The organism is Chitiniphilus purpureus, from assembly GCF_025642115.1.
Lineage (GTDB): Bacteria > Pseudomonadota > Gammaproteobacteria > Burkholderiales > Chitinibacteraceae > Chitiniphilus > Chitiniphilus purpureus.
Genome location: NZ_CP106753.1, coordinates 1,463,640 through 1,488,366 on the forward strand (window position 1 = coordinate 1,463,640; position 24,727 = coordinate 1,488,366).

Annotated in this window: 34 protein-coding genes; 12 read left to right on the top strand and 22 right to left on the bottom strand. The window is 63.9% G+C overall.

Features of this window, described 5'->3' with window-relative positions; all coding sequences use genetic code 11:
- Nucleotides 1-4 precede the first annotated feature (4 nt).
- A complete protein-coding gene (locus tag N8I74_RS06650) occupies nucleotides 5-2,029 on the bottom strand; it encodes a replication endonuclease (protein WP_263126080.1) in 2,025 nt (674 codons plus the stop codon).
- 173 nt (nucleotides 2,030-2,202) lie between these two features.
- Between N8I74_RS06650 and N8I74_RS06655 the strand changes: the two genes are divergently transcribed.
- On the top strand, nucleotides 2,203-2,679 hold the full coding sequence (locus N8I74_RS06655; protein ID WP_263126081.1) for a hypothetical protein: 477 nt from the start codon (nucleotides 2,203-2,205) through the stop codon (nucleotides 2,677-2,679).
- A gap of 11 nt (nucleotides 2,680-2,690) precedes the next feature.
- Here the strand turns inward: N8I74_RS06655 and N8I74_RS06660 are convergent, their stop codons facing one another.
- The 4 genes from N8I74_RS06660 to N8I74_RS06675 all read right to left on the bottom strand — a co-directional run bounded on the left by N8I74_RS06660 (nucleotide 2,691) and on the right by N8I74_RS06675 (nucleotide 4,288).
- Entirely contained in the window at nucleotides 2,691-3,170 is a 480-nt protein-coding gene (locus tag N8I74_RS06660; protein ID WP_263126082.1) for a hypothetical protein, read from the bottom strand.
- Between the two features lie 13 nt (nucleotides 3,171-3,183).
- Nucleotides 3,184-3,654, bottom strand: coding sequence for a hypothetical protein (locus tag N8I74_RS06665; RefSeq protein ID WP_263126083.1), 471 nt, complete (start codon nucleotides 3,652-3,654; stop codon nucleotides 3,184-3,186).
- A 92-nt stretch (nucleotides 3,655-3,746) separates the two neighbouring features.
- A complete protein-coding gene (locus N8I74_RS06670) occupies nucleotides 3,747-4,028 on the bottom strand; it encodes an ogr/Delta-like zinc finger family protein (RefSeq protein ID WP_263126084.1) in 282 nt (93 codons plus the stop codon).
- Between the two features lie 2 nt (nucleotides 4,029-4,030).
- The gene (locus N8I74_RS06675; protein WP_263126085.1) at nucleotides 4,031-4,288 is read right to left on the bottom strand and encodes a hypothetical protein; all 258 of its coding nucleotides are present in this window, start codon (nucleotides 4,286-4,288) and stop codon (nucleotides 4,031-4,033) included.
- Here N8I74_RS06675 and N8I74_RS06680 point away from each other — a divergent pair.
- Entirely contained in the window at nucleotides 4,287-4,562 is a 276-nt protein-coding gene (locus N8I74_RS06680) for a hypothetical protein (RefSeq protein WP_263126086.1), read from the top strand. The genes N8I74_RS06675 and N8I74_RS06680 overlap by 2 nt on opposite strands.
- Before the next feature lie 217 nt (nucleotides 4,563-4,779).
- Here the strand turns inward: N8I74_RS06680 and N8I74_RS06685 are convergent, their stop codons facing one another.
- On the bottom strand, nucleotides 4,780-4,959 hold the full coding sequence (locus N8I74_RS06685) for a hypothetical protein (RefSeq protein WP_263126087.1): 180 nt from the start codon (nucleotides 4,957-4,959) through the stop codon (nucleotides 4,780-4,782).
- A gap of 138 nt (nucleotides 4,960-5,097) precedes the next feature.
- Here N8I74_RS06685 and N8I74_RS06690 point away from each other — a divergent pair, with 138 nt between their 5' ends.
- The 10 genes from N8I74_RS06690 to N8I74_RS06735 all read left to right on the top strand — a co-directional run bounded on the left by N8I74_RS06690 (nucleotide 5,098) and on the right by N8I74_RS06735 (nucleotide 10,851).
- Nucleotides 5,098-5,583: a helix-turn-helix domain-containing protein gene (locus tag N8I74_RS06690; RefSeq protein WP_263126088.1), complete on the top strand. Its 486-nt coding sequence runs from the start codon at nucleotides 5,098-5,100 to the stop codon at nucleotides 5,581-5,583.
- 85 nt (nucleotides 5,584-5,668) lie between these two features.
- Nucleotides 5,669-5,914 carry a type II toxin-antitoxin system HicA family toxin gene (locus N8I74_RS06695; RefSeq protein ID WP_263126089.1) on the top strand — a complete coding sequence of 82 codons (246 nt, stop codon included), beginning with the start codon at nucleotides 5,669-5,671 and terminating at the stop codon, nucleotides 5,912-5,914.
- A gap of 24 nt (nucleotides 5,915-5,938) precedes the next feature.
- A complete protein-coding gene (locus N8I74_RS06700; RefSeq protein WP_263126090.1) occupies nucleotides 5,939-6,439 on the top strand; it encodes a type II toxin-antitoxin system HicB family antitoxin in 501 nt (166 codons plus the stop codon).
- The gene (locus N8I74_RS06705; protein ID WP_263126091.1) at nucleotides 6,418-6,870 is read left to right on the top strand and encodes a hypothetical protein; all 453 of its coding nucleotides are present in this window, start codon (nucleotides 6,418-6,420) and stop codon (nucleotides 6,868-6,870) included. Before N8I74_RS06700 ends, N8I74_RS06705 begins: the two co-directional genes overlap by 22 nt.
- A 46-nt stretch (nucleotides 6,871-6,916) precedes the next feature.
- The gene (locus N8I74_RS06710) at nucleotides 6,917-7,093 is read left to right on the top strand and encodes a YdcA family protein (protein ID WP_263126092.1); all 177 of its coding nucleotides are present in this window, start codon (nucleotides 6,917-6,919) and stop codon (nucleotides 7,091-7,093) included.
- 162 nt (nucleotides 7,094-7,255) lie between these two features.
- Nucleotides 7,256-8,602: a hypothetical protein gene (locus N8I74_RS06715; protein ID WP_263126093.1), complete on the top strand. Its 1,347-nt coding sequence runs from the start codon at nucleotides 7,256-7,258 to the stop codon at nucleotides 8,600-8,602.
- 39 nt (nucleotides 8,603-8,641) lie between these two features.
- Nucleotides 8,642-8,914 (top strand): hypothetical protein, encoded by a 273-nt coding sequence (locus N8I74_RS06720; RefSeq protein WP_263126094.1) that lies wholly within the window; start codon nucleotides 8,642-8,644, stop codon nucleotides 8,912-8,914.
- The gene (locus tag N8I74_RS06725; protein ID WP_263126095.1) at nucleotides 8,911-9,720 is read left to right on the top strand and encodes a hypothetical protein; all 810 of its coding nucleotides are present in this window, start codon (nucleotides 8,911-8,913) and stop codon (nucleotides 9,718-9,720) included. Before N8I74_RS06720 ends, N8I74_RS06725 begins: the two co-directional genes overlap by 4 nt.
- A 41-nt stretch (nucleotides 9,721-9,761) precedes the next feature.
- Nucleotides 9,762-10,283 carry a hypothetical protein gene (locus tag N8I74_RS06730; protein ID WP_263126097.1) on the top strand — a complete coding sequence of 174 codons (522 nt, stop codon included), beginning with the start codon at nucleotides 9,762-9,764 and terminating at the stop codon, nucleotides 10,281-10,283.
- A 166-nt stretch (nucleotides 10,284-10,449) separates the two neighbouring features.
- On the top strand, nucleotides 10,450-10,851 hold the full coding sequence (locus N8I74_RS06735) for a hypothetical protein (RefSeq protein WP_263126098.1): 402 nt from the start codon (nucleotides 10,450-10,452) through the stop codon (nucleotides 10,849-10,851).
- Nucleotides 10,852-10,923: 72 nt separating this feature from the next.
- Here N8I74_RS06735 and N8I74_RS06740 read toward each other — a convergent pair whose 3' ends face one another.
- The 16 genes from N8I74_RS06740 to N8I74_RS06815 all read right to left on the bottom strand — a co-directional run bounded on the left by N8I74_RS06740 (nucleotide 10,924) and on the right by N8I74_RS06815 (nucleotide 24,727).
- Nucleotides 10,924-11,235 carry a HigA family addiction module antitoxin gene (locus N8I74_RS06740; protein WP_263126100.1) on the bottom strand — a complete coding sequence of 104 codons (312 nt, stop codon included), beginning with the start codon at nucleotides 11,233-11,235 and terminating at the stop codon, nucleotides 10,924-10,926.
- Between the two features lie 11 nt (nucleotides 11,236-11,246).
- On the bottom strand, nucleotides 11,247-11,525 hold the full coding sequence (locus N8I74_RS06745) for a type II toxin-antitoxin system RelE/ParE family toxin (protein WP_263126101.1): 279 nt from the start codon (nucleotides 11,523-11,525) through the stop codon (nucleotides 11,247-11,249).
- Between the two features lie 54 nt (nucleotides 11,526-11,579).
- Entirely contained in the window at nucleotides 11,580-12,623 is a 1,044-nt protein-coding gene (locus tag N8I74_RS06750) for a phage late control D family protein (protein ID WP_263126102.1), read from the bottom strand.
- On the bottom strand, nucleotides 12,620-13,045 hold the full coding sequence (locus N8I74_RS06755) for a phage tail protein (protein ID WP_263126103.1): 426 nt from the start codon (nucleotides 13,043-13,045) through the stop codon (nucleotides 12,620-12,622). The genes N8I74_RS06750 and N8I74_RS06755 overlap by 4 nt, the downstream gene beginning before the upstream one ends.
- Nucleotides 13,046-13,056: 11 nt before the next feature.
- Entirely contained in the window at nucleotides 13,057-16,194 is a 3,138-nt protein-coding gene (locus tag N8I74_RS06760; protein WP_263126104.1) for a phage tail tape measure protein, read from the bottom strand.
- A complete protein-coding gene (locus tag N8I74_RS06765; RefSeq protein WP_263126105.1) occupies nucleotides 16,151-16,327 on the bottom strand; it encodes a hypothetical protein in 177 nt (58 codons plus the stop codon). The genes N8I74_RS06760 and N8I74_RS06765 overlap by 44 nt, the downstream gene beginning before the upstream one ends.
- 66 nt (nucleotides 16,328-16,393) lie before the next feature.
- Nucleotides 16,394-16,513, bottom strand: coding sequence for a GpE family phage tail protein (locus tag N8I74_RS06770; RefSeq protein ID WP_263126106.1), 120 nt, complete (start codon nucleotides 16,511-16,513; stop codon nucleotides 16,394-16,396).
- 8 nt (nucleotides 16,514-16,521) lie between these two features.
- Nucleotides 16,522-16,818 carry a phage tail assembly protein gene (locus tag N8I74_RS06775; RefSeq protein ID WP_263126107.1) on the bottom strand — a complete coding sequence of 99 codons (297 nt, stop codon included), beginning with the start codon at nucleotides 16,816-16,818 and terminating at the stop codon, nucleotides 16,522-16,524.
- A gap of 31 nt (nucleotides 16,819-16,849) precedes the next feature.
- Nucleotides 16,850-17,365 carry a phage major tail tube protein gene (locus N8I74_RS06780; RefSeq protein WP_263126109.1) on the bottom strand — a complete coding sequence of 172 codons (516 nt, stop codon included), beginning with the start codon at nucleotides 17,363-17,365 and terminating at the stop codon, nucleotides 16,850-16,852.
- A gap of 47 nt (nucleotides 17,366-17,412) precedes the next feature.
- Nucleotides 17,413-18,585, bottom strand: coding sequence for a phage tail sheath protein (locus N8I74_RS06785; protein ID WP_263126110.1), 1,173 nt, complete (start codon nucleotides 18,583-18,585; stop codon nucleotides 17,413-17,415).
- Nucleotides 18,586-18,647: 62 nt separating this feature from the next.
- Nucleotides 18,648-19,247 (bottom strand): DUF4376 domain-containing protein, encoded by a 600-nt coding sequence (locus N8I74_RS06790; RefSeq protein WP_263126111.1) that lies wholly within the window; start codon nucleotides 19,245-19,247, stop codon nucleotides 18,648-18,650.
- 14 nt (nucleotides 19,248-19,261) lie between these two features.
- Nucleotides 19,262-22,318: a phage tail-collar fiber domain-containing protein gene (locus tag N8I74_RS06795; RefSeq protein ID WP_263126112.1), complete on the bottom strand. Its 3,057-nt coding sequence runs from the start codon at nucleotides 22,316-22,318 to the stop codon at nucleotides 19,262-19,264.
- A 2-nt stretch (nucleotides 22,319-22,320) separates the two neighbouring features.
- A complete protein-coding gene (locus tag N8I74_RS06800) occupies nucleotides 22,321-22,857 on the bottom strand; it encodes a phage tail protein I (protein WP_263126113.1) in 537 nt (178 codons plus the stop codon).
- Nucleotides 22,850-23,752, bottom strand: coding sequence for a baseplate J/gp47 family protein (locus N8I74_RS06805; protein ID WP_263126114.1), 903 nt, complete (start codon nucleotides 23,750-23,752; stop codon nucleotides 22,850-22,852). Before N8I74_RS06805 ends, N8I74_RS06800 begins: the two co-directional genes overlap by 8 nt.
- On the bottom strand, nucleotides 23,745-24,092 hold the full coding sequence (locus N8I74_RS06810) for a GPW/gp25 family protein (protein ID WP_263126115.1): 348 nt from the start codon (nucleotides 24,090-24,092) through the stop codon (nucleotides 23,745-23,747). The genes N8I74_RS06805 and N8I74_RS06810 overlap by 8 nt, the downstream gene beginning before the upstream one ends.
- Nucleotides 24,089-24,727, bottom strand: a complete 639-nt coding sequence (locus N8I74_RS06815; protein ID WP_263126117.1) for a phage baseplate assembly protein V — start codon at nucleotides 24,725-24,727, stop codon at nucleotides 24,089-24,091. The genes N8I74_RS06810 and N8I74_RS06815 overlap by 4 nt, the downstream gene beginning before the upstream one ends.

The window sequence follows — 24,727 nt, forward strand, 5'->3', positions numbered from 1 at the left end:
TTCCTCAGTGCAGGGATGGCCGCGGGCGGTCCGGCGGGACGTGCGGCGGGGAGAATCCGGGCGAGGTGGCGATGGCCGGCCCGGATGCCGGTGCAGGTTTCCAGCGGCCAGCCCTATCCCAGGTGCCGCCGGTGATTGCGAGCTCGAGATCCCGGCGCCAAGTGACGGCGGAATCGGCGTTTTGACGTTCCAGCCGGGCCACTTGGCGAGCGGTGGCTTCGGGCTGGTTACAGTTATTCACACAGGTCCAAGTGCTCGCGGCTACGCCGCTGCGCTGAAAAGCGTCGACCTGCTGGTGTTCGCAGTCTGCCAACGCGCGGCGGCCCCACTCGATGGACCAGCTGTGCAGCTTGGTCTGGACGCGCTCGACGACCTCACCGAGTACCACGCGGCGGCCGCACATCACCCGCTCGCGCACTACCACCGCAGCTCGGCGCAGCACTGGCTCCCCGAAACGATTGGAGGGCAGGCGCTGCTCGCCGGTATTCGGGCAAGCCTCTTGCTCGTGCTCGAACGTCACCCGGTAACCGCTACCGATGGCGCACCACGCCCGCATGAACATGGCCCAGTCGCCCATGTCGGCGGCGCGGTGCAGCTCGCGTAGCATCATTTCGTTTTCGCTGGCGAACAGATCGGCCTTGCGCAGCTCGCGCCAGATCGTCACTGGCGGTGTGCCTAGGGTCTGGAACTGGCGGATACGGTGATTGCTCGCCCACTTGGCCACGCGGTCGGCGCCATCCTCGGCGGATAGGCCTGACTCATCGTCGGTATCCATGCGGTGACCATCGATGTTCTTGGCCAGATACTTCGAGATGTACCCGACGGCGCTGCCCTTGCGCGGGTCGATCGCCTCCACCGTCATGCGATGGTCGGCCGCGCCGGCCTCGGTGCCATCCTCTTCCAGCGCCTTGGCGCGCAGGATGGCCAGCATCTTGGTCGCGCGATCCTTGGCCACCCACAACAGCAGGTGCCAGTGCGGGCAGCCGTCGTGGTGCGGCTCTGCAACCCGGATGCCAAACGGCGAAATGGCGTGTTTCTTAAACTGGGCGCGTGCCCTGGCCCACAGCGCGCACAGGTAGTCCTGAACGTCGCGTGCGGTAAAGCGCGGGTGGCCAGCCTTGCCGTACTTGTCGCTGCTCGGGTGGTACTTGCTGGGCGCAGTCAGCGTGATAAACCAGGCCGAGAGGCCGGCTGCTTTGGCCACCTCTTCCATGCCGCGGGCGCGCACCATCAACTCGGTGCGGCGGATGGCCGGGTTGGACACGTTACGCTTGCTCAGCTCTTCCAGTGTCGCGGTATACCCGGTTTCGTTGGTCGCTTCGGCGGCGGCCAACATCAGGCGATTGCGACGGGCCCGGGCGCACAAGCGCCGATAGGTCGGCTGGGACAGATAGGCCGAACGCGTGCGCTTCACCTCACCGAGGCACACATAGGCGTGCTCCAGGACACCGGTCACACGCCGCTTGAGCCGGCCGCGCCAGAACTTTTCGTCCCCCAGGCGGCGCACCACGTAGGCGCGCTGCTTTTCGGTCAGCTCGTGTAATGGCTCTACGATGCCGGCGGCTTCGGCCTTGAGCCACGCCTCGATCACATAACGTGGGCGGCGGACGAAGCGCTCGCCGTCGCGCACCCTGAACACCTCGCCCGTTTCCGCCTGGACCAGAATGCGGGCGCACTCATCCGCCGCGACCCGCGCCATGCTGGACAGTTCGTCGTCATCCTTGTCCAGTGGCAAACCCGTGTCACGCAGCCTGGTGGCGAACTCCCGCGCCCAGCAATTGGCAGCGACCAAGCGACGATTGGACTCCGCACCGTTGAAGTGATCCCTGCCCGGCAGCACCTCCACCTCACCGCGGCGTTTGATCCACACGCCCATCGCGGCATAGGCCAGCTCTTCCGGCAGCCCGTGCAACAGCGCGCGTGCGGCGGTGCGCTCCTGCCGGCGCACGCGGTCGCGCAACTTGGTGATGGTGTGGGGCAGGGGCTGTGTGTTCACAACACACGCTACCGAAGCGGGGCGGCCCATCATGCAGCCTTCCCAACAAATAGGTGGTGGCTCGCAATGCTATGATCATTTCGCTGCCCCCCCGGGCTCACGAAACCACTTTGCAAAGGAGCCACCATGAAAGAGCAAGAAAACTTCCGGAACCAGCGACCACCAAAGCCGGCGCCGCCGGCTCCTAGACCCAAAGGAACATAGAAATGAGCCCAGCCAGCCGCACGTCTTTTGAAGTGAAATTCGATATTCAGTACGGGCTTTGCCTGAACGAACGACACCAGCGTTTGTACCGGCACCTGAAGAAGTGGTTGGCTGGCATCAATCTGCTCGCAGGAGCTGGCGCCATCGCTACCTTGGCAGCACAGCTTCCTGGCTTGGGAATCGCCGTCGGGTTGATGGTGGCGGTGACGACGGTGCTGGAGAACCAGATTTCCCCGACCGAGAAAATCTACGCGTTTGGTGAGTGGCACAGCCGCTGGGGGCAACTGCATAAGCGCTTGGTGAGCGGGGACGCTCCAGCTACTTTGGAGTCGGATATTGCTGACTTGCACGCCGCGTGCTGCCCATGGATCGAAGGATTGCGTCCTGTCGCCTATAACGATGCGGCCATCGAGTTGGGGTGTGACGAAGGCTTGTATCAGCTGAACCGTTGGCAACGTATCGTTGCCGCTCTTGCCTGAAATCTGGACCATCATGCAGCCCTCTCTTCCTGGTCCGGCTCGGCGCGGGTGAATGGGGAATGCACCATCCCGCGGGAGCGGGCGCATTCGTCTTGATCCAGGCGGCGATCGAGGGCGGCGAGCAGCAGGCCGATCGAGACCAGCACGCCACGCAGCTGGTGCAGCTCCAGGCCGGCCACGTTGGCCAGGGCCAATGCCTGCAGCCGGGGCTGGATTGCCTCGGCGAAGCTGTAGAGCTCGCTGGCCAGATCGTGGAGGGCATCGCGCTGGCGCTTGGGGAGTGGGCGTTCGACGGAACGGCGCGGTGTCTCGTAAGCAGCGGACAACTGCCATGCCTGCTCGCGGCGGCAGTCCAGCTCCAAGCTGCGGGCGATGATGTTCTCGGGTAGCGGCAGCATATCCGGCACCACGTGACGGGCGGGCATGGCGTGCACCGCGGCGAGCAGTGCGTCACGCGCTGCGGCGGCTTGGGGCGTGGTGGGCGCGTGCATGGCGGCGGGCCGATTACAGTTGTACCAAGCGGGCCCGGGGCATTACCTCGCCGTTGCCCAGATGCAGGCACGCCTCGAAGTACCTGGCCACATTGCGCGACACTTCGGAGGCTGGCGTAAACGTGAAGCTGCGGATGCGCTCGATCTGCGCATCGCCAAATGCATTGCCCAAGTGCTGCTGTACCAGTGCAACCTCATCCTGCGTAACCCAGAGTATGAGGTTGCGGTGCGGCGTGCCGCAGCGGGCATAGGTTTCGCGGATGGTGTAGCCATACAGGCTGATCCCAGCCCGGGTCAGGGAGTCGCAGGCATGGCGCCACTCGGCATCCAGCGCCATGTCGGCAAGGACGGCCGGCACGGGCAGGCTGGGTGGGGCAATGGTGGCGAACAGGCCGATCAGTCCTTGATCGGCTGCGGTCCGCTCCATGCCAAGCAAAGTCCAGAGAAAGCGCTCGAAGCGCGCGGCGGCGTGCGGATGCGACATGGTGCGATTTCCTTGGGCGTAACTCGCCCCTCGCGGCCCGCAATGGGCACGATGAGCGATGAGTGGATAGGGAAGGGGAGCGCTGCGCTGCGTTAGCTGCTAGGGCTGAAACTCAAGCCCTGCTGGCCATCGTCGTTCGCTGCACCCTGGCGCTCGGCGTGCATGAACACCGCGCGGTTGGGCGTGAAGCTGGCCTCGAGAAAGTCCGTGACCTGGCAATCGATGTTGAGCCGGCTGCCGCAGCTCTTGCATTGATTGGTGGCCTTCTTGGCCGTGGGCGACACGTAGTAGCTGCTGCGGGTCACGGTGGGGCCGCCGCACTTGGGGCACAGGAACTGGGTGTTGCCGGTGTCTTTGGCGTTGGTCGCAGTCATGTTCATCCCCAATGGCCGCCGCGCGGGCGGTAGTTGCAGCACTGGCGGGCCAGCGCTTCGCGGCTGAATTCGCTGATGCGCCGCAACAGCCAGGCCAAGGCGGCAACGCGCTGCTCATCGTTCAGGCCGGCGAGCAAACCAGCGGCTATCCTGTTGCAATCGCGCACACCGATCGACCCTTGCACCGCGCCCTCAAAGGCAAAGCGCATGGACCGTTCCCGTGCCTCATCTAGCCCGAAAAGTGGATCAGGACCAAACATGAACGCCCCCGACCTCTCGTTGAAAATTTCCTTCACACCCAGCGCGCAGCTCCTGCACTTCCAAGACCGCGCGCCGCCGGCCGACCTTGATCTCGGGCACGCGGCGATCCCGCAGACCGGAGACTGGATCAAGATCGAAAATCAAACCTTCGTGGTGGCTGGGCGCCTGTTCCACGGCGTGGACCAAGCTGGCGCCACCCACGTGGATTTGCTGCTGGCCCACCCCAATGAGCTGCCCGCCAACGACTTGATGAACGCCTTCATGAGCAATTAGCGGGCTCACCGTAGGTACCCCAGCTGGATTGCCAGGCGCTTCCAAACCACTGCGTCACGTGGATTTGTAACAGCCCGCGCGGCCAAAGCTGATGCCAGCCACTTTCTTCCTCTGCATTTCCGGCTGCGCTTCGCTGTGAACCCAAACACACGCCCGCGGCGCGTCAGGCGGCGGGTGGGCTGCGTCACTGGGAATGGGCGGGCTTTACGAATAGCTTTCATGCCAAGCATTCCAGTAAGCCCGACAGGCCGCGCGCCTCGGCTTCGGCGCGCAAGCCTTTCACCAGCATTTGCCGGCCGAATTCCGCGTTCGAGTAGCCGGCCTGGGCGTTCAGGGCGTCGAACGCGGCCCGCTCGCCGGGGAGCATGCGCACCCACACCGGCTTGTCGGTTTCCACGCCACGCGGGGCACGGCGTTTGACGCGAGGTAGCTGTCCATTTGCTGACATGGTTGCTATGATCAGACGTAGTTATTGAGCACAACTACATGCTAGGTCAAAAAAACTTGACCAGCAATAGGTGAGGGTAAAATTTTCATGACCTTTGGTCATCGGCTACGTGCCGAGCGAGAGCGAGTGGGGCTGAATCAAAAGGAATTCGGGGCCATCGGGGGCGTCTCGAAAACGACCCAGCTCAACTACGAAGCCGACGAACGGCACCCCGATACCAAATACTTAGATGCGATCGCTGCCCACGGAGTGGACCTTGTCTTCCTTCTGACCGGACGCCGCGACCCATATGCCAACAACCCCGAGCACCAGCTGCTGCTCGGTGCCTATGGCACCGCCTCGCCCGAGCTGCGCCAAGCCGCGCTGCGCGTGCTGCTGTCCGGCCAAGCCGTGCCCGCCGCCGGCTCCGTGACGCAAACCGCGTCCGGCGCCCACGCCACCAACGTGAGCGGCAGCCACAACACGGTGAACAGCCCAAGCCCCACCACGCACGTGGCCGGCGACATCGGCCAACAGGTAGCGGGGAATGTGACGGTGAAGGGTGGCTTCAACATGGGTGGGAAGAAAAAATGAACCCGGTTCTGCTTGCCGAAAAACATACGCAGCCAAGGTGTAACTAAAAAACAGTTACTCAAAATAAAAGCCCTGCTAATATCCGATGACCAAGAACGACAAGCGCCTGCAACGCCTGAAAACCATCCCAGCGGACTACCACTGGGACGAGCTGCGCGCCTTGTTGGAATCGTTGGACTGGACCTTGGTCCAATCAGGCGGCGGCTCTCACTGCTTCTTCGAGCATGTGTCTGGCCGCCGCTTGAACACTTACCGACCGCACCCAGGCGGCATCATGAAGCGCTACCAGCTCAAGGAAGTAGTTGCTTTGCTCGATGAGATGGGTGTGTGAGCGATGATTGAAAGGATGAAGATGATGGATAACGTGCTGGAGTACCGGGGGTATCACGGCTCGGTTGAGTTCAGCGCCGAAGACCGCTGCTTTTTTGGGAAGCTGCTGTTCATCAACGATGTGATCATGTACGACGGCACCTCCGTCGATGAGCTTGAAGCAGCCTTCCGCAGCCAGGTAGATGCCTACCTTGCACACTGCGAGGAGCGCGGCGCAGAGCCGAACAAGCCGTGCAAGGGACAGTTCAACGTGCGCGTATCGCCAGAGCTACACCAGAAGCTGGCTGTGCTGGCCGTGAGTAGGCGCACCTCGCTGAATGATGTGGTGAAGGAGGCGCTGGAGTGCCATGTGCGCAAGCCGGATACGGTGGAACACAAGCATCACCATGTGCATGTGATGCAGACGACGACACGATCCCCCGTCGAGATGGTGGAGCAGCTTTCTGCCAGTGTCCGCCCCAGTGCCTTTCTTGAACCGAGCGGAATTGATATTGGAGAAACGCAGTGGCTCCAACCTTCGCACTAGTCTCGTTCCGGGTGACGGAATGCGGCCTGCGGAATACCTTGCCCGACAGCAACGGATTCAAGATCGATTTCGTTCCAGAATGCACATTGCACATTCGGGAGAGCAAGCGCCCTTACGTTGTTGTTCGCGCCAGCATCTATGTGCGCAATGAAACGCAGCCCCATGAAGAGATAGATCTTGATGCCCCGGCCTTTGCCGCCACGCTGACCACTGAAGCGTCCATCGTTTTTCCGAAGGTGCAGAGCAAAGACGAGCTGCAGGCAAAGATGGACGACCCTCAAGCCCGGGCAGATGTTGTGGCTACGGCCATGCCGTTGACGTTGCGGCAACTGCGATTGCTTCTGGAAGGCGCCGGACTCAGCACGAAGGGGGTTCCATTGAACATGGTTCCCGAGGTAATTGAGCTGGGTCCGGAAGGCGACGCCTGCTGAAGCCGTGCGCAATGTCTGCGCGGACAAACGATCAAGGTAGACCTCGATGCAGCCCAGATTCATCGCCCTGTTCGCCGCCGCCCTCTGCCTGACCCTGCCAGCAGCGCAGGCCCGAAACTACCCCTGCTCCGGCAAGAAAGGCGGCGTGTCGCACTGCCAAGGCGACAAGTTCGTCTGCAATGACGGCTCCATATCACAATCCAAGAAGGTTTGCCGGCGCTAGGGCTAAAAAGCCAGTTATGGCTTACTGTTTTTTCGTCCAATCACGAACCAAGATCCATCGGAGCAACAGACGTAATCCAGTGCCAGCGTGATTGGTCAGTCTGCATTGGGCGGATAAAAGCATGATCGTCTTTTTGGGTGCACTTTGATTCAAGGGCATGCAATGTCGTCTTCCAATTCCAGAAGCAAATACCAGAAGAAGCCATCGGGCCCCAAGGCCACTGCCTCGGTGCCCACCACGGCGCCCAAGCTGGCTGTTCCAAAAGCTGCAGCGTCCAAACCCGCCTCGCCGTTTGCCAGCCTCACTACAGGTGAGGTGCGCGGGCTTGCCGCGCAGCAGGAGATTCGCACAGTGCGGCAAAAGGGGCTTCAGAAAACGGGGGTGGATCCCCTCGATGGGTTGAAGCCGACCAATGATCTGCTCCACCGGGCCGCAAGCTCGGGCGGCCCCGCTTTTCCTACTGTGCTGTCCCGTACTGCCGTTGCCCCGGCTCGGACGCGGCCTGGGCCGGATTTCGCCTCGGCAGAGAGCTTGCAAAACAAGTACCAGGTATTGCTGCGCGGGACTGAAAAGAGGGGTGAAGTCATTGGCAAGGATTCGGGCTTGCTCACGCCCGGCCAGGTGCGCGGGTTTGAGGCCCAGCGCGAGATCCGCGAGCTGCGGAAAAAATCGAGCGGCGACCCCCTGGAGGGCTTGCGGCCGACGAACGACAGCCTGCATGCCTATGCGGAGGCCACCCTGGCCTCGACAGTGAAGGATGCCCGAGGGACGGTGTTAACGGGCAAAGCCGCCGAACGGGAGAAAATGGGGCGCATCGGCGCCGCCATGCAGGGCCATGGGCTGGTGCATACCCCGAATCGCCCGGGCGAAGTGCTGCTGGGATCGCGTTCGTCCGGCGAGTACAAAGCGCTTGCAGACGAAACCACATCGCTCACACGCAAGAGCCGCGCAGGAACGGACATGACCGCAGAGCGCGGCCAAGCGCGGGTGGCAAATGTGGTGAACTGGAATATCAACCGCAACGATGCGTTCATGGCCGGCGCCCTGTTGGGGCATAACACCTTCAGCTTGCCCCTGACCAACGCGCAGTCGGACTACGTGAGCGATAAGCAGAAGCGCGGGGCACCCCCTGGCCGGGTCACGATTCGAGAGATGGCCCAAGTCAATGATTTGGCGCCGATGCCCAGTGGACCGGTGAGGAAATCCGACCGCTACCAGGTGGGCCAAAGCAAAGCGCTATCGCCGATGCACACCCCCGGTGGCTTGGTGCAGCATCTACCCGCGATTGGGCAACCGGCGCAGGACAAGCCGATCCCGCACTTCAACGCGCTGCCTGGCGTGACTCAGATTCCCGTCTCCACAGGCACCGGTAGGCGTGGCGGCACGAGTAGTGGCAGCACCATGCCTTCCCTCGCTTCTACGAGCCAACCGACCAACACGGGCTTCAAGCGGGGCGGCGGCGGTCGAGGCAGGGGCGGACGCAATGGTGGTGGGTCATCCGGCTTTTAGCATCGATCCCCATCCCTCTTTTCGAGTGACTTTGAGTTTATGGAAAACGCTTACCTCACCCCGCTACGCCCGCCCTTTGACAGCGCGGTCTCCGACGCCATTACCGCTGCGGCCGACGATTGGGGCGGCGGTGCCAAGCGCATGGATGTGGGCATCGCCGATGAGCGCGGCCAGATCTATCGCCGCGTGCGCGCCTGGGGCATGGGCGAGTACACCCGCCTGGTGAATCAGCTGAAGGAGCGCGGGTTCGCGAATGAAGGCGCCGGCCGTGGCTACGACGATGTGTTCCGCTTCGTGGGCGGTGCCGCATGACCCAACCGCAGCATCATATTGCCGGCGATGTGGGCGTGGTGGCGCATGGGTCGGTGACCATTCATGGTGGCCTGCAGATGAGCGCGGCAGCCAACCAGGACCAGGGGGATGCCCTGATTGGCGCGCAGCGAGCCCGGCTGCATGCACTCGTGGCGGAAATCCAGGCACTGCGCGGTACCAGCAGTGAAGAGGATGCGCAAGCGGCGTGGCAGGTGATGCACCGCGCCACCGGGCGCAAGCTGGCCGACATGACGCAAGCGCTGTTTGCTGCTGGCGAGGCGGCGCTGCTGGCCGAGATCGAGGCGCTGACGGGCGAGCGCCGCCGGCAAAGCCTGCTGCGCCTGATCCTGACCCGCACCAGTGAGGACGCGGGCCTGAAACAGAGCGCGGCGGGCTATGCGCTGCGCCACTACGGCACGGGCTATTTCAAGGATCTGGACTTCGCCCAGCTGCAGGGCGTGCTGACCCATCTGGACGCCCTGGCTCAAGCCCCGGTGACGCCAGACGTGTGCAACGCCTGTGCCAGCCATCAGGAGCGGGTGACCCAGCTGCAGCGCGACAACAAGGCGCTGCGCGCGGCGGCGCGGAGTATTCAGGACAAGCGGGACCGCGAGCACGAAGCCACGGCCACCCGGCTAGGCGAAGAGCGCGACCAGCTGAAAGCAGCGCTTGCCACGGCACGGCAGCGAGAAACGGATCTGCAGCTGGCCCATGCCGCCCATTTGGAAACGGTACGTGGGCGCTGGATGGTGGTGGCGGCGATGGCGGGGTTTGGTGGGGTGTTGATTGGGGCGTGGTGGTTGTAATCAGGTGTACGCTGACACGCCTTCAAAAAACTGAGGGGAAAATGGAAACATCAATACTATTCGCAAGCCTTTTCTCCATTGCAACGGGTGCATTCATTTTTAACTTGGTTAGCGGGCGAATGCACGCAAAGCCGTGGCTATTACTAGTTCCTGCATTTTTAGCCATTATCTTAACATTTGGATTCCAAGTTTTAATCGATGATCTGGTCTCAGCCCTTGATGCCGCCAAACCGAAAGAAAAGCACTTTGAAGATTTAAAGCTAGCAATGACCTTGATCAACACCATAGTCGGCGCATTCTCCGGTGCACTCATTGGCACAGCGATCAGCAATCGCGCGCTACATCTACACTCAAAAGAGATAAAATCACTAAACGAACGAAAAAAACTAAATGATCGAATTTTTGAAGAGATCGATGAAATAGGCGCTCAACTCTCAAGCCCCGATTCTTCATACACAAATGAAGATCGCATAAAAATGAACGATCATAGAAATATGCTCATTTCCGATCACATCAGAGAGTTGAGGGAAATACGCAAAGCGGAAAGAGCATTATCCATATAACCCCAAATGCTTGACTGAAGCCGCGCAACATCCTGGCCTGAAGGGGCATCGGCGTGGCGGCGATGACTGGGCTTGGTGGGTGCTGGTGAAGGCGTAGATGCTTAGATGCAGGCCAGCACGTACGCAACGATCGTTTTTTTCTTTCACGTCAAGGACTGCAACTCACATGAACCCGCTCATTCACGGCCTTGAGTCTATCGTGGCAGGCACCACATCGTTTTCCGCGCCCCCCGTTGAAAGTGACGCCTACAACGACTTCCAGGCGATGGCAGAAGCGCTGACGGAGGCCAAAACCGCCGGCCTTCTGTACCAGGTAGCGGTGCAGCGCTCACGAGCACGGGCAACCTATGACCACGCAAAGACCATCGTTGTGTCCGGCGGGCTCACCCCCAAAGGGCGCGAATTTCTGGAAGCTGCGAAGGTACCGCCTCCTGAAGCTGCCACACCCACGCCAGCAGGTGTCGAGAAGCCAGCGGAGATATTGCAACTCAAGCCCACGTTCGCAGGCATGAGCATTGACCTGAAGGCCTTGTGGCAAAAATGGAAGTCACGAGGCGGCACGGCTTAGCGCAGCGCCAAGCGGATACCAGAAAGCCAAAGGCCCGCAATCGCGGGCCTTTTCATTGCGACAGCGATCCGATCACGCCGCCATCGGCTGCACTTCGCGTTCGATGTCCGCCGCGATGGTCTGCTCGGCCACCTTGATGTCATAGGCCGTTTGCAGGTTGATCCAGCTTTGCACGTCGCCGCCGAAGTAGCGCACCAGGCGCAGGGCGGTGTCGACGGTGATGCCACGCCGCCCCAGCACGATGTCGTTGATGCGCGAGGCGGGCACATGCAGCGCCTTGGCCAGGGCGTTGGCGGAGATATGCAACGGCTTGAGGTAATCCTCGCGCAGCACCTCGCCCGGGTGGACGGGCCGCATGCCATTCTTGGGGGCAGCAATAGCCATGATGGGCTCTCCTAGTGGTAGTCCACGATTTCGACGTGCTCGACCCCTTCAGCGGTCCAGACAAAGCACACGCGCCACTGATCGTTGATGCGGATGCTGTGCTGGCCGGCCCGATCGCCGTGCAGCTGCTCCAGCCGATTGCCCGGCGGGGCTCGCAGGGCATTGAGGGTGGCTGCGCTATCGAGCTGCTGCAGTTTGCGGGTGGCCACGCTGGCGATATTGGCAAACCGGGCAACGCGCTTCCCGGCAAACAAATCCGCAGTCGCTTGGTCGGCGAAGGATCGAATCATGCCTCATGATATACCGTTTAACGGTAAACGGTAAGGCACTGTGCGTGGGCCGGATCACTTGCCCGGTGCCAGCTCCAGCTCGACGGCGCTGGTCAGGCCGCCATCGCCCAAGGTGTGCACGATCCGCACCACCAGCCAGCCCGCGCCGTCGATTTCCGGTTTGAAGCCGGATACCGTGACTGGCGTTTCTGGGTAGAGGTCGGGCCGGCCGTGGGCCAGGGTGAGCGAGAACTGGGCGACACCGCGCTGCAGCCGCGCCCATTCCGCTTTGGCCGCCCGTGTGGCGGTGGCCTTGGTGGCGTAGGTGTGGCGCAGCACGCGCACATTGTCGGCGCTGGGCGCTGTGCCTCGCCCTGAGGCGACCCCCTTGCCATTCACCGACACGCTCTGCCTCTTCGCGGCCTTGGCGTCGTGGTAGTAGGCGCGCACGGCTGAGAAGGCATCCCGATCGGCGAAGGTGAAGCGGTGGCTGTCGCCGCTGGCGCGGGTGAGGGTGACGCCAGGAATGGGCTGGCCGCTGGCGGTTTGTGCCTGGCCAGCCCGGCAGAACAGCAGGCGATCCGCCTTGACGGTGGCGATGGCATCGCATTGCTGGGCCAGCCGGGTGAGCAGGTTGGCGTCCGATTCGTTGGTCTGGTCGAGGTGCTCGATCAGCTCGTCGGCCAGCCCTGCGCCGAGCACGGGCTGCAGCTGGTTGCGGGCAGCGATGCTGCGCACGATGGCGCCCACAGTCTGGCGGTGATAGCTCTGCTCGCGCTGGGTGGTGAGGCCGGCGCGCAGATCCGCACTGCGGGCGCGCAGGGTGAGCCGGTCCGGGCTGCCACTGTGCTCGACCTCATCGACGATGTAGGTGCCCTTGTCGAGGAGGCCGGTATCCGACCAGCCCAGCGCGAGTGACAGTTTTACGCCGCGGCGTGGGATGGCCAGCTGGCCGTCATGATCGAGCAGCGTGACGTCGAGCTGATCGGCCTCAAAGCCGCGGTTGTCGGTGAGGGTGAGCGATTCGAGGCGATCTTCCAGCCGGCGGGTGAGGTCCTGCCCATCCAGCGCGAGGCTGAACAGCGGGCGGGCAACGCGGTGGTTGCGGCTGTCCGTCATGCGGCCCTTTCGGCGTGCGGCGGCGTGCCCAGCTGGTCGATGGCGTCGTCGTCGATGCGCTTGAGCACCAGGCTGAATTCGATGCGGCGGGCGGTGCCGTCGCTGAAGAACAGGCTGGCCGTGGTCTGGAGCGATTCGATCACGTAGAGGCCGTAGATGTGGCCTTCGCCATCCAGCAGCGGCCAGGCCGCGCCCTCGTCGCCCATGGTTTCGAGCTCGGCCAGCGACGCCGGGCCGCCGGTGAGCTGCGGTAGCAGCACGCCGGAGAGCGTGATCGTTTCGTCATCCTTGCCCAGGTATTGCCGGGCCGGCCGCAACCCCACGCGGGCGGTGCTGGCGTGCCGCCAGGCGAGTTGTCGCTGCAGTTCCTGATAGGGCACGCTGCGCAGCCCAAACACGAACATTCCCAGTGCCATCATCATGCTGGCCACCCTCAATCCCGATCCGACAAGGCCGAGCGCAGCCGTGCCGCCTTGGCGTGCTCGCGTTCATCCAGCAGCTGCGCCAGCATCTGCCGCAGTTCGCCCACCTGCTGTCCTGGCCCGACCTTGATTTCGATGGTGATCTGATCGCCCGCGATCTGAATGCCCCCGGCCTGCGTGGCCAGCGGTGGGCGGGTGTCGATACGCAGCGGGCTGCCGTCGGCTGCCGCTGGCCCAGACAAGGCGCCCAGGGTGATGCCACTGCCGGCGACGGTGAGCCGCCTGGCCGTATCCAGGACCGCGGCCAGCGGGCCTTGCTGGTTGCGCTCCAGGCCCTGCTGCAAGCCGGCCATGGTGTGGCCGCCGATGGTGGCGAATACCCGCGATGGTGAGCGGATGCGAAGCACATCCTTTACTGAGCCACTGATGCTATTGCCCAGTGCAGTGAGCCGCGCCTTCAGGGCTTCCCATTTCTGGTTGATGCCCCCAATCAGGCCATCGATCAGCATGCGGCCAAAATCCGTGAATTTGGCGGGAATGTCGATTCCGAACCACGACAGCACGGCGGCGAAGGCCCGGTGGAACAGCCCCAGCGGTGACCAGTTGAGGATCAGCACGCCGATGCCTGAGAGGCCGCCGCCGGCGGCGCCCTGCAGCTCGGCCCATACCGCACGAAAGAAGCCGGACACCTGGCCCCAGTTGTTGATCAGCGCACGGGCCGCGCCGATCACGGGGAATACGTAATTCAGGATGGGGTGTTGCCGGAACGCGGCGTCCACCTGAGCCCAGTAGCGCCACAGCAGATATACGGCACCGGCGATCATGGTGATGGCCAGCCCGACCGGGTTCAACATCAGCGCACGGCCGAGCCAGAGCATGCCCTGCCCAAAAATGCGGATCAGCCGCCAGGCATTGCCCAGCATGCCCGGCAGCGCTACCAGTGCCCGCTGCGCCAGCGATAGCCCGGCGGTGGCCGCCCGGGCGCCGCTACCCAGGCCGAACAGCGCCAGCCCGGCGCGCGCCAGGATGAAGCGCGATAGCAGCATGGGGCCGAGTACGGATGCGGCAGCCACTGCGACGCCACCGAGGGCGGTGATCAGCAGTGCGGCGATGCCCAGCACCTTCATCAGCGTACCGGCGAGGCGCGGATTCTCTACTGCCCAGGTGCGTACAGCGCTGGCCGTCCTGCCGATCCACTCCGTGAGCGCCTTCAGCTCCGGGGCGATGGCTTCGCCGAAGGCGGCCAGCATGTTGGTGGCGGTGCCGCTGGCGGCTTCCCACAGGTTCTTGAGCGTGCCGAGCTGTTCGTTCACGCGCTGTTGCAAGCTGGCTTGATCGCGCATGCGCTGCAACACGTCGTCGTAGCCGGCTTGGCCCTTCTCGATGATCTTGGAGAGGACTTCGTTGGTTTCCTTGTCGTCGCCGTAGATGTCTTTCAGCACCTGTAGCCGCGTAACGGTATTGAGGCCGCGCAGCTTGGTGAGCTCCTTCATCATCTTGTCGAAGCCGCCGAACTCGCCCTTGCCATTGGTGAAGTCAAGATTCAGGCGCACGCCGGTGGCTGCGCGCAGGTCGGCCTGGGCCTTGGCGATCTTGCCGACGTTGAGCGAGCCGGCCACGACCTTGCGGATGGCGTTGCCGGCGGATTCGCCGCGCATGCCGGCCTGATCCATCATCACCACGAACGGGGCCATGGCGTTGGCACCGGCCAGGCCCTTCTGCTTGATCATGTCCATCACCGGGCCGAGACCCTTGTAGGCTTCGAGCATGTTGCTCGGATCGACACCCAGGTAGAACGCACGTTGAATGGTGTCGGTGAGCGCCAGCATGTCGCCGTTGGCGGTGCGGGTGGCGTCCTGCAATTTGGCGGTGAACTCCGCAGCCTGGTCCGGCGCCATCTTGAGTTGCACGCCCAGCAGCGCGGTGGCTTCGCCGACGCCGGCCAGGATGTTCCGCGCCGGGACGCCCTGGCGCACCAGCATGGTCATCATGTTCTGGAAATCGGCCGTGGTGCCAGGCAGACGGTCACCAAGTTTGGTGGCCAGCGCATCAATCTTGGCGAACTCGGCCGCTGCCTTGCCGTTGGCCCCCATCATTGAGACACGCAGCTGGGTGCGTGCATCCTCGGCCTCGGCGTAGGCGCCAATCGGTTTCATCATGGCACGCTGCCCGGCCTGGCCGGCAGCGAGCATGGCGTAGCCGGCGCCGCCGACCATGCCGGTGTGCAGCATGGCCTTGGCGTGGCCAGCCTTGAGCTTTTCCAGGCGCTCCATGCGCTGGGAGGCTTCGGCGACAGTCTTGCTCTGACGCTCGATTTCGGCCGTGGCAGCAGCGACATCGCGCCTGAGCTTGAGCTGATGGGCGCCCAGCGCATGGGTCGTGATGCCGTTTTGCCCGAGTACGTCCTTGAGACGGGCCAGGTCCTGGCGCTGTTTGCCATAGTTTGCGCTCAGTTTTTCCACTTCGCGCCCAACTGCCTTCATCTTGTCCGCGATGTCGCTGTGCGCCTTCTTGGCCCCGCCCAGCTCGGCACTCAATTGGCCGAGCACCTGGCGCTGCTGCTCGACTGCCTTGATCGCTTCCAGCCTGGCGCCCTTGTCCTTGACCAGCTGCGCTTCGGCCGCCCGCAGGCTGGCCAGGGTGCGCTGCTGGGCGGCAACGAGTTCGTTGTGGGCGCGCTTCTGGTTGTCGGTGACGCCGCTGGCGTCGCCCATGCCGGTTCTCATGGCGCGGATTGCGACCTGATTTTTCTCATGCTCGGCAGTGAGCTTTGCCACCTCGCCACGCGTTTTGCGCGTGGCTGCGTCGGCGGCACGCTGGGCGGCTCGATGTGCGTCGAGCGCAGCCCGGCCCTGCTCGATACGGGCATTGAGCGCGGCCAGCTGGCGCTCGCCTGGCGCGGCCTGGCGCCGCAGGGCGGCCAGCTCGGCCTCGGCTTCCTTGAGTTTGCGCCCCATGGCACCGGCGGCGATGCCGATGCTGGTGAATTGCTCGGCCAGCCGCTGCGACTTCTCCAGCGCGGCCAGCTGATCGCGGGCAGCCTTGAGCCCCTTGGCGGCATCGCCGCCGCCGGCGCGAATACGCTTGAGCGGTGCGGTTACCCGGTCAATCGCGCTCAGCACCACCTGAAGGCGCAGATCGCGATTCATCGCGCACCCCCAGGCGGAACAGCGCCGCGAGCATGCGGCCCATGTAGTACAGCAGCGGCACGAGCAACGAGATCAGCCAGAGCACGACCAGCACGCACAGGGCGATGGCGATCAACGAGAGAATGAGATCCATGGCGCAGTCGGGACAAGGGATGCCCTCATCATAGGGGGAAACAAAAACGGCAGTGCGTGGCGCGAATCACGCCCCGTCACTGCCGCAGCGGACGCGGGCACGCTCGCGCCAGGCCATCAGCTCGGACACTGGCATCGCATCCATGGCCTGGGGGGGCCAGTGGAACACGGTAGCGATGTCCGCCATGGCGTCCTCTACGCGATCTGGAATTCCGCTTTCACTGCTTTCGGCAGCAAAAAATTGGTCACCTCGGTACCACACTGCAGCAGATCAGCCGGATCGAGCCGGCGTGCTTCCTCGGGCAATAGGGTGGGCTCGGTGATCCGGGGCAGCAGGGTGATCAGCGCGCCGGCTTCCAGGCGGGTGAGCTCGACCAGCGAGATGCCACGCAGTTCGCCGGCATTCGGCTTGCGCAGGGTGAGCGTGGCGATGGTCTGTTCACCGCGGACGAGGGCGGTATCGAGGGTGATGGTTGCGGTTTGTTGGCTCATTGGGGGTTCCTTGGGATCAGACGGGCCGGGCTCAGAGGCCCAGCGCGCGGCGGTGCTCGGCTTGACGATCGACGCCGCCGATGATTTCCAGCATGTTCACCGGGTCGATTTCGACATCGGCGGTGCCGTTGAAAATCTCCTTGTAGTAGGCGCACCGGGTCTTGATCTTGGTGACGGTATCCTCACCGCGCTTGGCTTCGCCGCGGTCGATTTCTTCGTGCCGGCCGCGCATGACGATTTCGACGGCATCGACTTCGCCGGTGTCGTCGCGCTGTAGCGAGCCGGTAAAGCGGATCAGCACGCCATCGATCCTGGGGGTACCGAGCGAGCGGATTTCCTCGCGCGACCAGCCGGCGCGTTCCCACTCGACGATCAGGGCATCGTCGTCGAGGCCATGATCGATGCCCACCGCGCCGGCCATGCCGCCAGCCGAATAGGCTTCGGTCTTGCGGGTGAGCTTGGGCAGGGTGACGCTGGTGACCTGGCCGGCGTAGCCGACACCGTCGACGAACATCATCAGGTTCTTGAGTTTGCGTGGCAGTGCCATGGCGTTTCCTTTTCATGGCAGGCCGGCGCGCCGGCCCGCACCGGGGGTTAACTGTTGACGCGCTCGGCGAAATCGGCGAAGTAGCGGTCGGTGATGCGCTGCCGGAACATCAGGTTTTCCAGCGGCGGCACCGGCGTGTAGTCGTAGTCGATGTAGAGCTTGCCTTCCTTGAGGGTGGCGGCGGTGTTCACCTCTTCGTCGTACCAGGCGCCGCCATCGATGATGTAGCCATTGGCCTTGAGCTCGCGGAACTTGGCGTTGACGGTTTCCACGATATCCTTGACCAGTGATGGCGTAAGCGGCTTGTCGACGGCCCACAGCATGGCGTCGGCAACGCTGTCGGCCAGCACCTGGGCGGTACGGGTGGCGACCTCGAATGCAAACAGCGGTTCATCCGAGCAGGTGCGGTTACCCCAGAAGCGATAGCCGGACTTGTTGATCAGCGCGGTGACCTCGTTGCTGTTGAGGTAACCGGCATCGGTGGCCGGGTTTTGCAGATCCCAGAACACGTCACGGGTCAGCCCCGATACGCCGGTGACCGCGATGTTCGACAGCGAACGGTGCCAGCCTTCCTCTTCGTCGATACGGGCACGCAGGCCCAGGGCACGGGCGGTTGCCCAGGTGGTGGCCTTGGTGTTGGTTGCGGTATCCCAGGTGGTGAAGTCCGGCCACAGCAGCATGAGTTCGCGATCGCCGAAGTTGTCGCGATAGGTGACCGCTGCTTCCTTGGTGGCGCAATCCCAGCAGCTGGCGTAGACCATGGCGCGCATCTGCTTGGCCACGCTGACGAGCTCGGTAGCGACGTCCACCGTATCCAGGCCAGGGGCGCCGAGAATACGCGGGGTGACGCCCAGCGTGGTTTGCGCGGCGAGCAGCGCTTTGATGCCGGTCATCTTGCCGGCGGCCGTGGTGGTGCCGATGACATTGCTGGTGGTTTCGGCCGGTGTGAGCCCTTCCTCGACACGAATGACCACGATCAGCGGCGATGCCTGATCGGCGATGGCCTCCAGTGCCTTGGCCAGCGTGCCTTGCTTGCCAGCAGCGCCAATCGACTGGCGCACGTTGGTGATGAGGGTGGGGATATTGAGCGGAAACACGGCGGGGTCGGCGTCGCTTGCCGTGGCGACCAAGCCGATGATGGCGGTACTGATGGTGCGGATGGCGCGCACGCCTTCGTTGATTTCGATGACGCGCACGCCGTGGTGAAAGTCTGCCGGCATGGGGCTGATCCTATGTAGGGGTTGAGCAGCCCCCAGCATGCCGGGCACGCAACGCCGCCGCGCTAGGCGGCTGGTGTGCCTTCTTCCTGCACAGATGGTGCAGACGCCCAACCGACCGAATAGGTGGCCAGTGCCGCGTCGGACAGCGCGGTGACTTCGGCTTCCATCTGCAGGCGGCGCTGCCAGATTTCGCCGCCGCGGACTACGATGGCGTCCCACAGCGCCTGCAGCGTGAGACGGTCCATCGGCACCACCTCGCGACTCGCGTCTACCCACACGTCGCCAGGAATGAGCGTGGCCTGCAGCACGTCGCGGATATCTTGCAGTGCTGATGGCGTGGTGAGCCAGTGGCGGCCGCCGAACTCGACGCCGCTGGCGCGCTCCTGGCGTTCCCATACCTCGATCGCCGCCAGGACGGTGGCCCGCATGCCCTCGCTGTTGCTGGGGTCGGTCCCTTCGTCCGCTTGCAAAAATGGATCGGCAAGCAACACCCATTGCCCATCGATGCGCCGTGCCCGCTGGCCGGGCATCCCCTGCGGTGGCGCCTCCTCAAAGGCGCCTGCCGGGACCAAGTAAACGCCCGGTTCCAGGGGGCTTTCGTCCGCAACGGTGGGTCCGCAATACCAGCCGTTCTGGTCTGCTTGATACACAGTCTTTTCCATTCCACGTTACCCCGTCAGTATTTGATGCAGTACAACAGCGCCACGTTGCGTGGCCTCGTCTCCGTGCTGCCAGTTGCCCCGGTGGTAAAGGAGTGGGAGTGTGCACCGGCGTAGTTCGTCGAAAAGCCGTGCGCGTGATCGCCTACCCATGTCGTCTGCTGAGACTGATCGCCGAGATTGCCTGGGGCAGAGCCGCCTGATCCGTTCCCCTGCCATGACTCCCAGCTTGACTGGTACATCCCGTGCGTATGGCCGCCCGCGCCACTGGTAGAGCCGGTGTGGTTGTGATCTCCACCGCTACTGGTGCTGCCAGCGTGGGTGTGGCTGGCGAATGCATGGTTCTGCCAGGTTTGCAGCGTGCGGCCAAGGTCGATGCCGCGCCCGTCATCCAGACCCCGGATGAATTCGCCGCGTAGATCCGGCAAGTTGAAGGTGGTCGACCCGTCGCCACTGCCATATAGGGTGCCAATCACGGCGAAGAGGGCGGCATACGCTGTGCGACTGACTGCTGCACCATTGCATTTCAACCAGCCAGCTGGCGCCGAGGTCATGGGAAAAGGGACGATGGCCCCCGGCGGTACGCCGCCAACCTCGACGCCGGTCCATGCCACATTGGCACTGCCATCAACCGACTTGCTCACGCCGTTGATGGTGATGGTGCGCGCGGCGCCCCAGCTTGCTGTCACGATATTGGCCAGGCCGTCGAACGCGGTACCGTTGATGGTCCGTGCGGTTTGCAGCTTGGTCGCGCTGCTGGCATTGCCGGCGATGCCGCTACCACCGATACCGGCCATCAACGTCCCATTCGAAAACAAGTAAAGCCCTTCGCCGACACGGGCATCGGCATTGGGATGGCCGGCACGAAGCCAAGCTACCCCATACAGGCCCGCCGGGGTGTAAGTTACTCCCCAGCTAGATCCCGAAAAGGACGGCCCAATGGCGAAGAGCTGACCGCCCCAGCTGTTGCCTGATCCACTGCCGCCGGGGGCCCCGTAGCCGCTGTTGATTCCACGAAGGAACGTTGTAGCAGCCAGCACCGTCCCGCCGGTCGAGCGCGATAGTCGGTCGTTCAGATCGGCTTGCAGCCCTTCAATGTCGCTAATCGGGTGACCGTGATTCACCTCGACGTTCAGGCCCACATTGCCCGAGCCATCGATGATCGCGCTGCCCGTGACGGCCCCGGACAGGGTGAGCGTACGGGCGGTAGTCCACTTGTCCGCGGTCGCGGATCGGCTGCTGTCCGGTAAATCCGCTGTCACCAGATCGTAGTCACCCAGCGTAGTGGCCAACTCGCTCGACCAGTTGCGGCAGTAGTCGTCGGTAGCGCCTGTGTACCCCAACAACGCTTCGACGATGGAGAGGTGCGGATAGGACCATTCATCCGTCACGTCGCCGATGATCAGCACGTTTTGCCCGGTGCTGATCTTGCGGCCCCATCGCACACGTGGGCGGCGCTTGCCGTACTGCACCAGGGATCCGCTCAGCCAACTGGTGTACGAGTATCCGGTCACCATGAAATCGATGCTGTTGCCTGAGAGGGCACCGCTACCGTAGTTGTGCCCCATCACACGCAACGCATGCATGACGTTCTTGACCGCAGTGACCGGCGCTACGAACACGATGGCGCCGACATAGGAGGCGGCATCGCCGCGGTACTGCGCCAAGTGCGGTACGGCTCGGCAATTGACAGTACTCCCGGCGATGAGGGCATTGCCATTCCCCACCCGCAGGGAGAAGCCGTCATAGATGCCCTGCAAGCGCTCGTCCGGCACGGTGCCACTGGTCAGACGCTCGGCCGGGATACCCGGAATGTCGCCGGCCTGCAGCGCACGTCCGGCGGTGGCACGGCCCTTGGCGTCGACCGTGAGCACCGGGTAGGTGCCTGGTACCACGCCGCTGTTCGCCAAGGTCAGGATGCCCGACACATTGCCCGATCCGTCGAAGCTGACCGACCAGATGGCATCACCCGTGGCCGCAATGGTGCGTAGGCCGGTGAGCTTGGAGGCGGTGGTGGCGTTCCCGGTGATGTTGGCCGGCAGTTCGCCGCTGGCATTCATCCGCAGCAGCTTGCCGGCAGCCGGGGCAATGACTGCCTCGCTACTGGCCAGGGCATCGGTAATCCCGTAGCCGCCCAAGGTGGTTGGCTTGCCGGTGATGTTCCCCCAGGCCGGCGCGACGGTGACCACTGCGGCAAGCGTGAGTCGGCCTTGGGCATCTACGGTAAATGTCGGCACTTGGCTGGCGCTGCCGTATGTCCCTGCCGCAACGCCAGTGCGGCCATACACCATCGCGAAGGATAGCGCCGTGGCGCCCAGCTCCACAGGCGCATCGGTGATCAGCATCCACACCGAATCGCCAAAGAGTGCACCTTGCTCGACGGGCACGTGCAAGCCAGGCGTGACGCGTTCATTTCGGTCCGCATCCACTGCGCGGGACCAGTTGCCCGCGACGGCGACATAGATGCCGTTCTCCGCGGCAGCGGTCTGCTGACGTACCAGCACTCGGTCGCCGGCGGTGAGCGCCACGCCGTCGATTGTTGGCAGGCCGGACAGCGCGATATTTGCTGTGGTGGCTGCTCGCACGCTGACTTTGCTGTCGAGCAGGTAGATCCGATCGTCGATGTCGTCAAGCGTGGCGGTGATCACCTCGGGATCGATGATCAGTGCGACGTTTTCCGCGTGGGCCACCTTGATGATCATGCGAATGGCCTGCTTGCGGACAGCGCCCTCGCCCGACAAGGGCTTGTAGCTATCTGCCACCTTGGCGATGGCGCACATCGTGCCGGTTTCATCCAACAGCGCCAGCTCGCGGATCCACCAGCCGCCTACGTTTTCGGGAATGATCATTTCCGCGATGAGCTGATCAGGCCGACGCGGGTTGATATATAGCCGATTGATTGTGGTGCGCCAGCGCTCGGAGGCCAGTGCAGTGAGGGCCGGGTCTGGAGCTGTAGCGATACCATCGCCTACGGCCATGTGCGTGTAGCGGACCGGCGCGCCGGCTTGTTTGGCCTGCACCTCGTGCAGGGCGCCGGCATGGGTCAGCAATGCGTAGTAGGTTGGCGTGGGCATGTTTACTCCAACGGGTAGACGGTGAGCGTGTCACCGTCGGCGACCGCGGCGGCGATCCAGAAAGTGCCGCGCGGCTCAAGATTGATCATGATTTGTGCGAGCTTGCGGGAAAGCGGCTTGGCGTCGTCGACCAGCCGTTCGAGCTCGGCATACAGCTCGGGGCTGATGCCCTCGTCGAGCACCGAGACTTCGAGGGCGAAGGTGCCGGGCTCGCCGGCCGGTTCCATCTGCCACCACTCGATCACGGTCAGGTCGTAGCCGAATGGCTCGACAACACGACGCAATGCGCCGATCGTGCCCTTGTGCTGGTGCACGTAGAACGCATCTCGGATCACCTGGCGCTTGGTGGCTTCAGACCAGCTGGCATCCCAGCGATCGACCGAAAACGCCCACGCGAGATATGGCAGCAGCGGCGCCGGGCATGTATCGGGATTCCATAGCGTACGAAACGGTAGCGGCACCCGGTCGAGTGCTTGGGCGCCAGCAAGAGTGAGCGCGTGCTCGATCGGGCCGGCACCTGGCGGCAGCAGGCTATTCATCGGGGGCCCCTAAGCTGATCGCCGTTGCAGTGCAGTGCGCAGCCTGCTCAGCGCTGAGCACGACATCCGCGGCGGGCTGGATCAGGTCGACGCGCTGCACGCCGCTGACGTGCAGGGCGGCATAGAGCGCGGAGCGACGCACATCTCGGCCGACTCGGCGCTGGTCTGCCACGTAGTCCGCCAAACGGGCATTGGCCGCGGCCAGGATGGGCTCGGCTTCAGGGCCTGGATACAGGTGCAGCACGGCCTGTACCTGATAGGGCACGACTTCGACTGACTGCACAGTCAGCCGGTCGCCCAGCGGGCGTACGTCTTCGTCGTTGAGCGCCGCTTGCACCACGTCCAGCAGGTCCGACGGGGCTGCTCCATCTCCTTCGCGGGCCAGCACTGACACCACCACCACGCATGGCGAAGGGCTGATCGCCGATACGTCGGCCACACGGCCATCTGCGGATAAGGCGTGGTACACGTAGGCGGCGCGCGGTCCTGCCACGGAGAGGCGATCAAAGGCCCGCTGCCCCCGCTCGCGGTAGGCGGCATCGCTTTCGCGCACTTCGGGCACCGGCGGCACCGCATTGGGCTGGGCTGGCTGGATCACCAAGCGCGGCACGCCGAAGCGGGCCAGCACCTGATCGAGGTCTGCACCCTGGGCATAGGCCAGCAGCGTGGCCAGACCGGATTCGTTCATCCGCTGTATCCAGTACAGCTCCCGATAGGCGCTTTCCTGCAGCATCACGGCCATGGGCTCGGACTCGAGTGCGAGCACTGCCGCTACTGCATCCCGCGATTCGGCGGGCAGCAGCGCCAGAAATGCCGCCTTGCGTTCGGCATAGACGGCCTCGAAATCGGGCACCACCGCAAAACGCGGCGGCGGCAGCTGGGACAGATCAAGCATCGGGGTTCCTCAGTGAGGCAGACAGGTGCAGGCCGCGCGGCCCATCGATGCGATCGGCCCTGAGTTCGACGGCCAGGGCGCCGGCCTCGCCCACCTGCAGCTGCACCTGGGTGAGGCGCAGACGTGGCTCCCACCGAGTCAGCGCCATGGCGGTGGCCGCGAGGACACGCAGCGCGGTGGCTCCGTTCAAGGGCGCATCGATCAGCTCGGGCAGCTGTGATCCGAAGTCGCGGCGCATGACGCGTGAGCCGATGGGCGTGGTCAGGATGCGGCGTACCGATTGCTGCAAGTGGGCGAGCTCGTCGAGCTGGCGACCGTCGCTGGCGTTGATGCCGCTCACAGCGGACCACCCGTCATATCGCCGATGGATTCGGGGTGGCGGTGGTTGTCGAGTACGACGCCGTTGCTCGATAGTGCGCCGCCCGTTTGCGTGATCGGGCCCGTGATGGTGGAGCCGCCGCCACTACCACCATGCCCAATGAGGCCGGCCAGATAGGTCAGCAGCCCTTCGATGGTGTGCTGATTGGTCGAGGTGGCTTGCGGCGTATCGAGCACCAGTTCGCGGCCGGCGCGCAGGGTAATGCGGTCTGAGGCATTGACCACCAGCGAGGCGATGCCATCGATGGTCATCGCGTGGGTGGCGTGGTTGTAGCGGAGGGTGGCGCCATCCGGGTAGACGGTCAGCGTTTCATCGGGGTCGCTCGATGGGGCAGGGCTCGCCTCACTGAACATGCCCAGGAGCACCACGCCGCCGGCCAGCTCACCGGATGGTGCGAGCACGAGGCACTGCTCGCCAACCGTGGGCGGGTTCCAGCACTGGGTACGGCCTGCACGCAGCGCGAACCAAGGCAGCCACTCGGTGGTGATGCCGCCGGTGGTGACGGTGCAGCGGGCGCGGCCAGGGTCCACTTGAGCGATGGTGCCGAAGCGCAGCAGGCTTTCCAGGCGGCGGGCGAGGTCAGGAGTCGGATTCAT

Bases quoted from the DNA above. Each gene is read 5' to 3' on its own strand.
- N8I74_RS06660 (WP_263126082.1), bottom strand. From the start codon at position 3,170: ATGCACGCGCCCACCACGCCCCAAGCCGCCGCAGCGCGTGACGCACTG.
- N8I74_RS06695 (WP_263126089.1), top strand. From the start codon at position 5,669: ATGACCAAGAACGACAAGCGCCTGCAACGCCTGAAAACCATCCCAGCG.
- N8I74_RS06720 (WP_263126094.1), top strand. From the start codon at position 8,642: ATGGAAAACGCTTACCTCACCCCGCTACGCCCGCCCTTTGACAGCGCG.
- N8I74_RS06790 (WP_263126111.1), bottom strand. From the start codon at position 19,247: ATGGAAAAGACTGTGTATCAAGCAGACCAGAACGGCTGGTATTGCGGA.
- N8I74_RS06710 (WP_263126092.1), top strand. From the start codon at position 6,917: ATGCAGCCCAGATTCATCGCCCTGTTCGCCGCCGCCCTCTGCCTGACC.
- N8I74_RS06775 (WP_263126107.1), bottom strand. From the start codon at position 16,818: ATGAGCCAACAAACCGCAACCATCACCCTCGATACCGCCCTCGTCCGC.
- N8I74_RS06750 (WP_263126102.1), bottom strand. From the start codon at position 12,623: ATGACGGACAGCCGCAACCACCGCGTTGCCCGCCCGCTGTTCAGCCTC.
- N8I74_RS06700 (WP_263126090.1), top strand. From the start codon at position 5,939: ATGGATAACGTGCTGGAGTACCGGGGGTATCACGGCTCGGTTGAGTTC.
- N8I74_RS06785 (WP_263126110.1), bottom strand. From the start codon at position 18,585: ATGCCGGCAGACTTTCACCACGGCGTGCGCGTCATCGAAATCAACGAA.
- N8I74_RS06715 (WP_263126093.1), top strand. From the start codon at position 7,256: ATGTCGTCTTCCAATTCCAGAAGCAAATACCAGAAGAAGCCATCGGGC.
- N8I74_RS06740 (WP_263126100.1), bottom strand. From the start codon at position 11,235: ATGGCTATTGCTGCCCCCAAGAATGGCATGCGGCCCGTCCACCCGGGC.
- N8I74_RS06725 (WP_263126095.1), top strand. From the start codon at position 8,911: ATGACCCAACCGCAGCATCATATTGCCGGCGATGTGGGCGTGGTGGCG.
- N8I74_RS06795 (WP_263126112.1), bottom strand. From the start codon at position 22,318: ATGCCCACGCCAACCTACTACGCATTGCTGACCCATGCCGGCGCCCTG.
- N8I74_RS06675 (WP_263126085.1), bottom strand. From the start codon at position 4,288: ATGTTTGGTCCTGATCCACTTTTCGGGCTAGATGAGGCACGGGAACGG.
- N8I74_RS06735 (WP_263126098.1), top strand. From the start codon at position 10,450: ATGAACCCGCTCATTCACGGCCTTGAGTCTATCGTGGCAGGCACCACA.
- N8I74_RS06650 (WP_263126080.1), bottom strand. From the start codon at position 2,029: ATGATGGGCCGCCCCGCTTCGGTAGCGTGTGTTGTGAACACACAGCCC.
- N8I74_RS06755 (WP_263126103.1), bottom strand. From the start codon at position 13,045: ATGATGATGGCACTGGGAATGTTCGTGTTTGGGCTGCGCAGCGTGCCC.
- N8I74_RS06655 (WP_263126081.1), top strand. From the start codon at position 2,203: ATGAGCCCAGCCAGCCGCACGTCTTTTGAAGTGAAATTCGATATTCAG.
- N8I74_RS06745 (WP_263126101.1), bottom strand. From the start codon at position 11,525: ATGATTCGATCCTTCGCCGACCAAGCGACTGCGGATTTGTTTGCCGGG.
- N8I74_RS06805 (WP_263126114.1), bottom strand. From the start codon at position 23,752: ATGCTTGATCTGTCCCAGCTGCCGCCGCCGCGTTTTGCGGTGGTGCCC.
- N8I74_RS06680 (WP_263126086.1), top strand. From the start codon at position 4,287: ATGAACGCCCCCGACCTCTCGTTGAAAATTTCCTTCACACCCAGCGCG.
- N8I74_RS06765 (WP_263126105.1), bottom strand. From the start codon at position 16,327: ATGGATCTCATTCTCTCGTTGATCGCCATCGCCCTGTGCGTGCTGGTC.
- N8I74_RS06670 (WP_263126084.1), bottom strand. From the start codon at position 4,028: ATGACTGCGACCAACGCCAAAGACACCGGCAACACCCAGTTCCTGTGC.
- N8I74_RS06815 (WP_263126117.1), bottom strand. From the start codon at position 24,727: ATGAATCCGACTCCTGACCTCGCCCGCCGCCTGGAAAGCCTGCTGCGC.
- N8I74_RS06730 (WP_263126097.1), top strand. From the start codon at position 9,762: ATGGAAACATCAATACTATTCGCAAGCCTTTTCTCCATTGCAACGGGT.
- N8I74_RS06665 (WP_263126083.1), bottom strand. From the start codon at position 3,654: ATGTCGCATCCGCACGCCGCCGCGCGCTTCGAGCGCTTTCTCTGGACT.
- N8I74_RS06760 (WP_263126104.1), bottom strand. From the start codon at position 16,194: ATGAATCGCGATCTGCGCCTTCAGGTGGTGCTGAGCGCGATTGACCGG.
- N8I74_RS06690 (WP_263126088.1), top strand. From the start codon at position 5,098: ATGACCTTTGGTCATCGGCTACGTGCCGAGCGAGAGCGAGTGGGGCTG.
- N8I74_RS06780 (WP_263126109.1), bottom strand. From the start codon at position 17,365: ATGGCACTGCCACGCAAACTCAAGAACCTGATGATGTTCGTCGACGGT.
- N8I74_RS06800 (WP_263126113.1), bottom strand. From the start codon at position 22,857: ATGAATAGCCTGCTGCCGCCAGGTGCCGGCCCGATCGAGCACGCGCTC.
- N8I74_RS06770 (WP_263126106.1), bottom strand. From the start codon at position 16,513: ATGGCGGACATCGCTACCGTGTTCCACTGGCCCCCCCAGGCCATGGAT.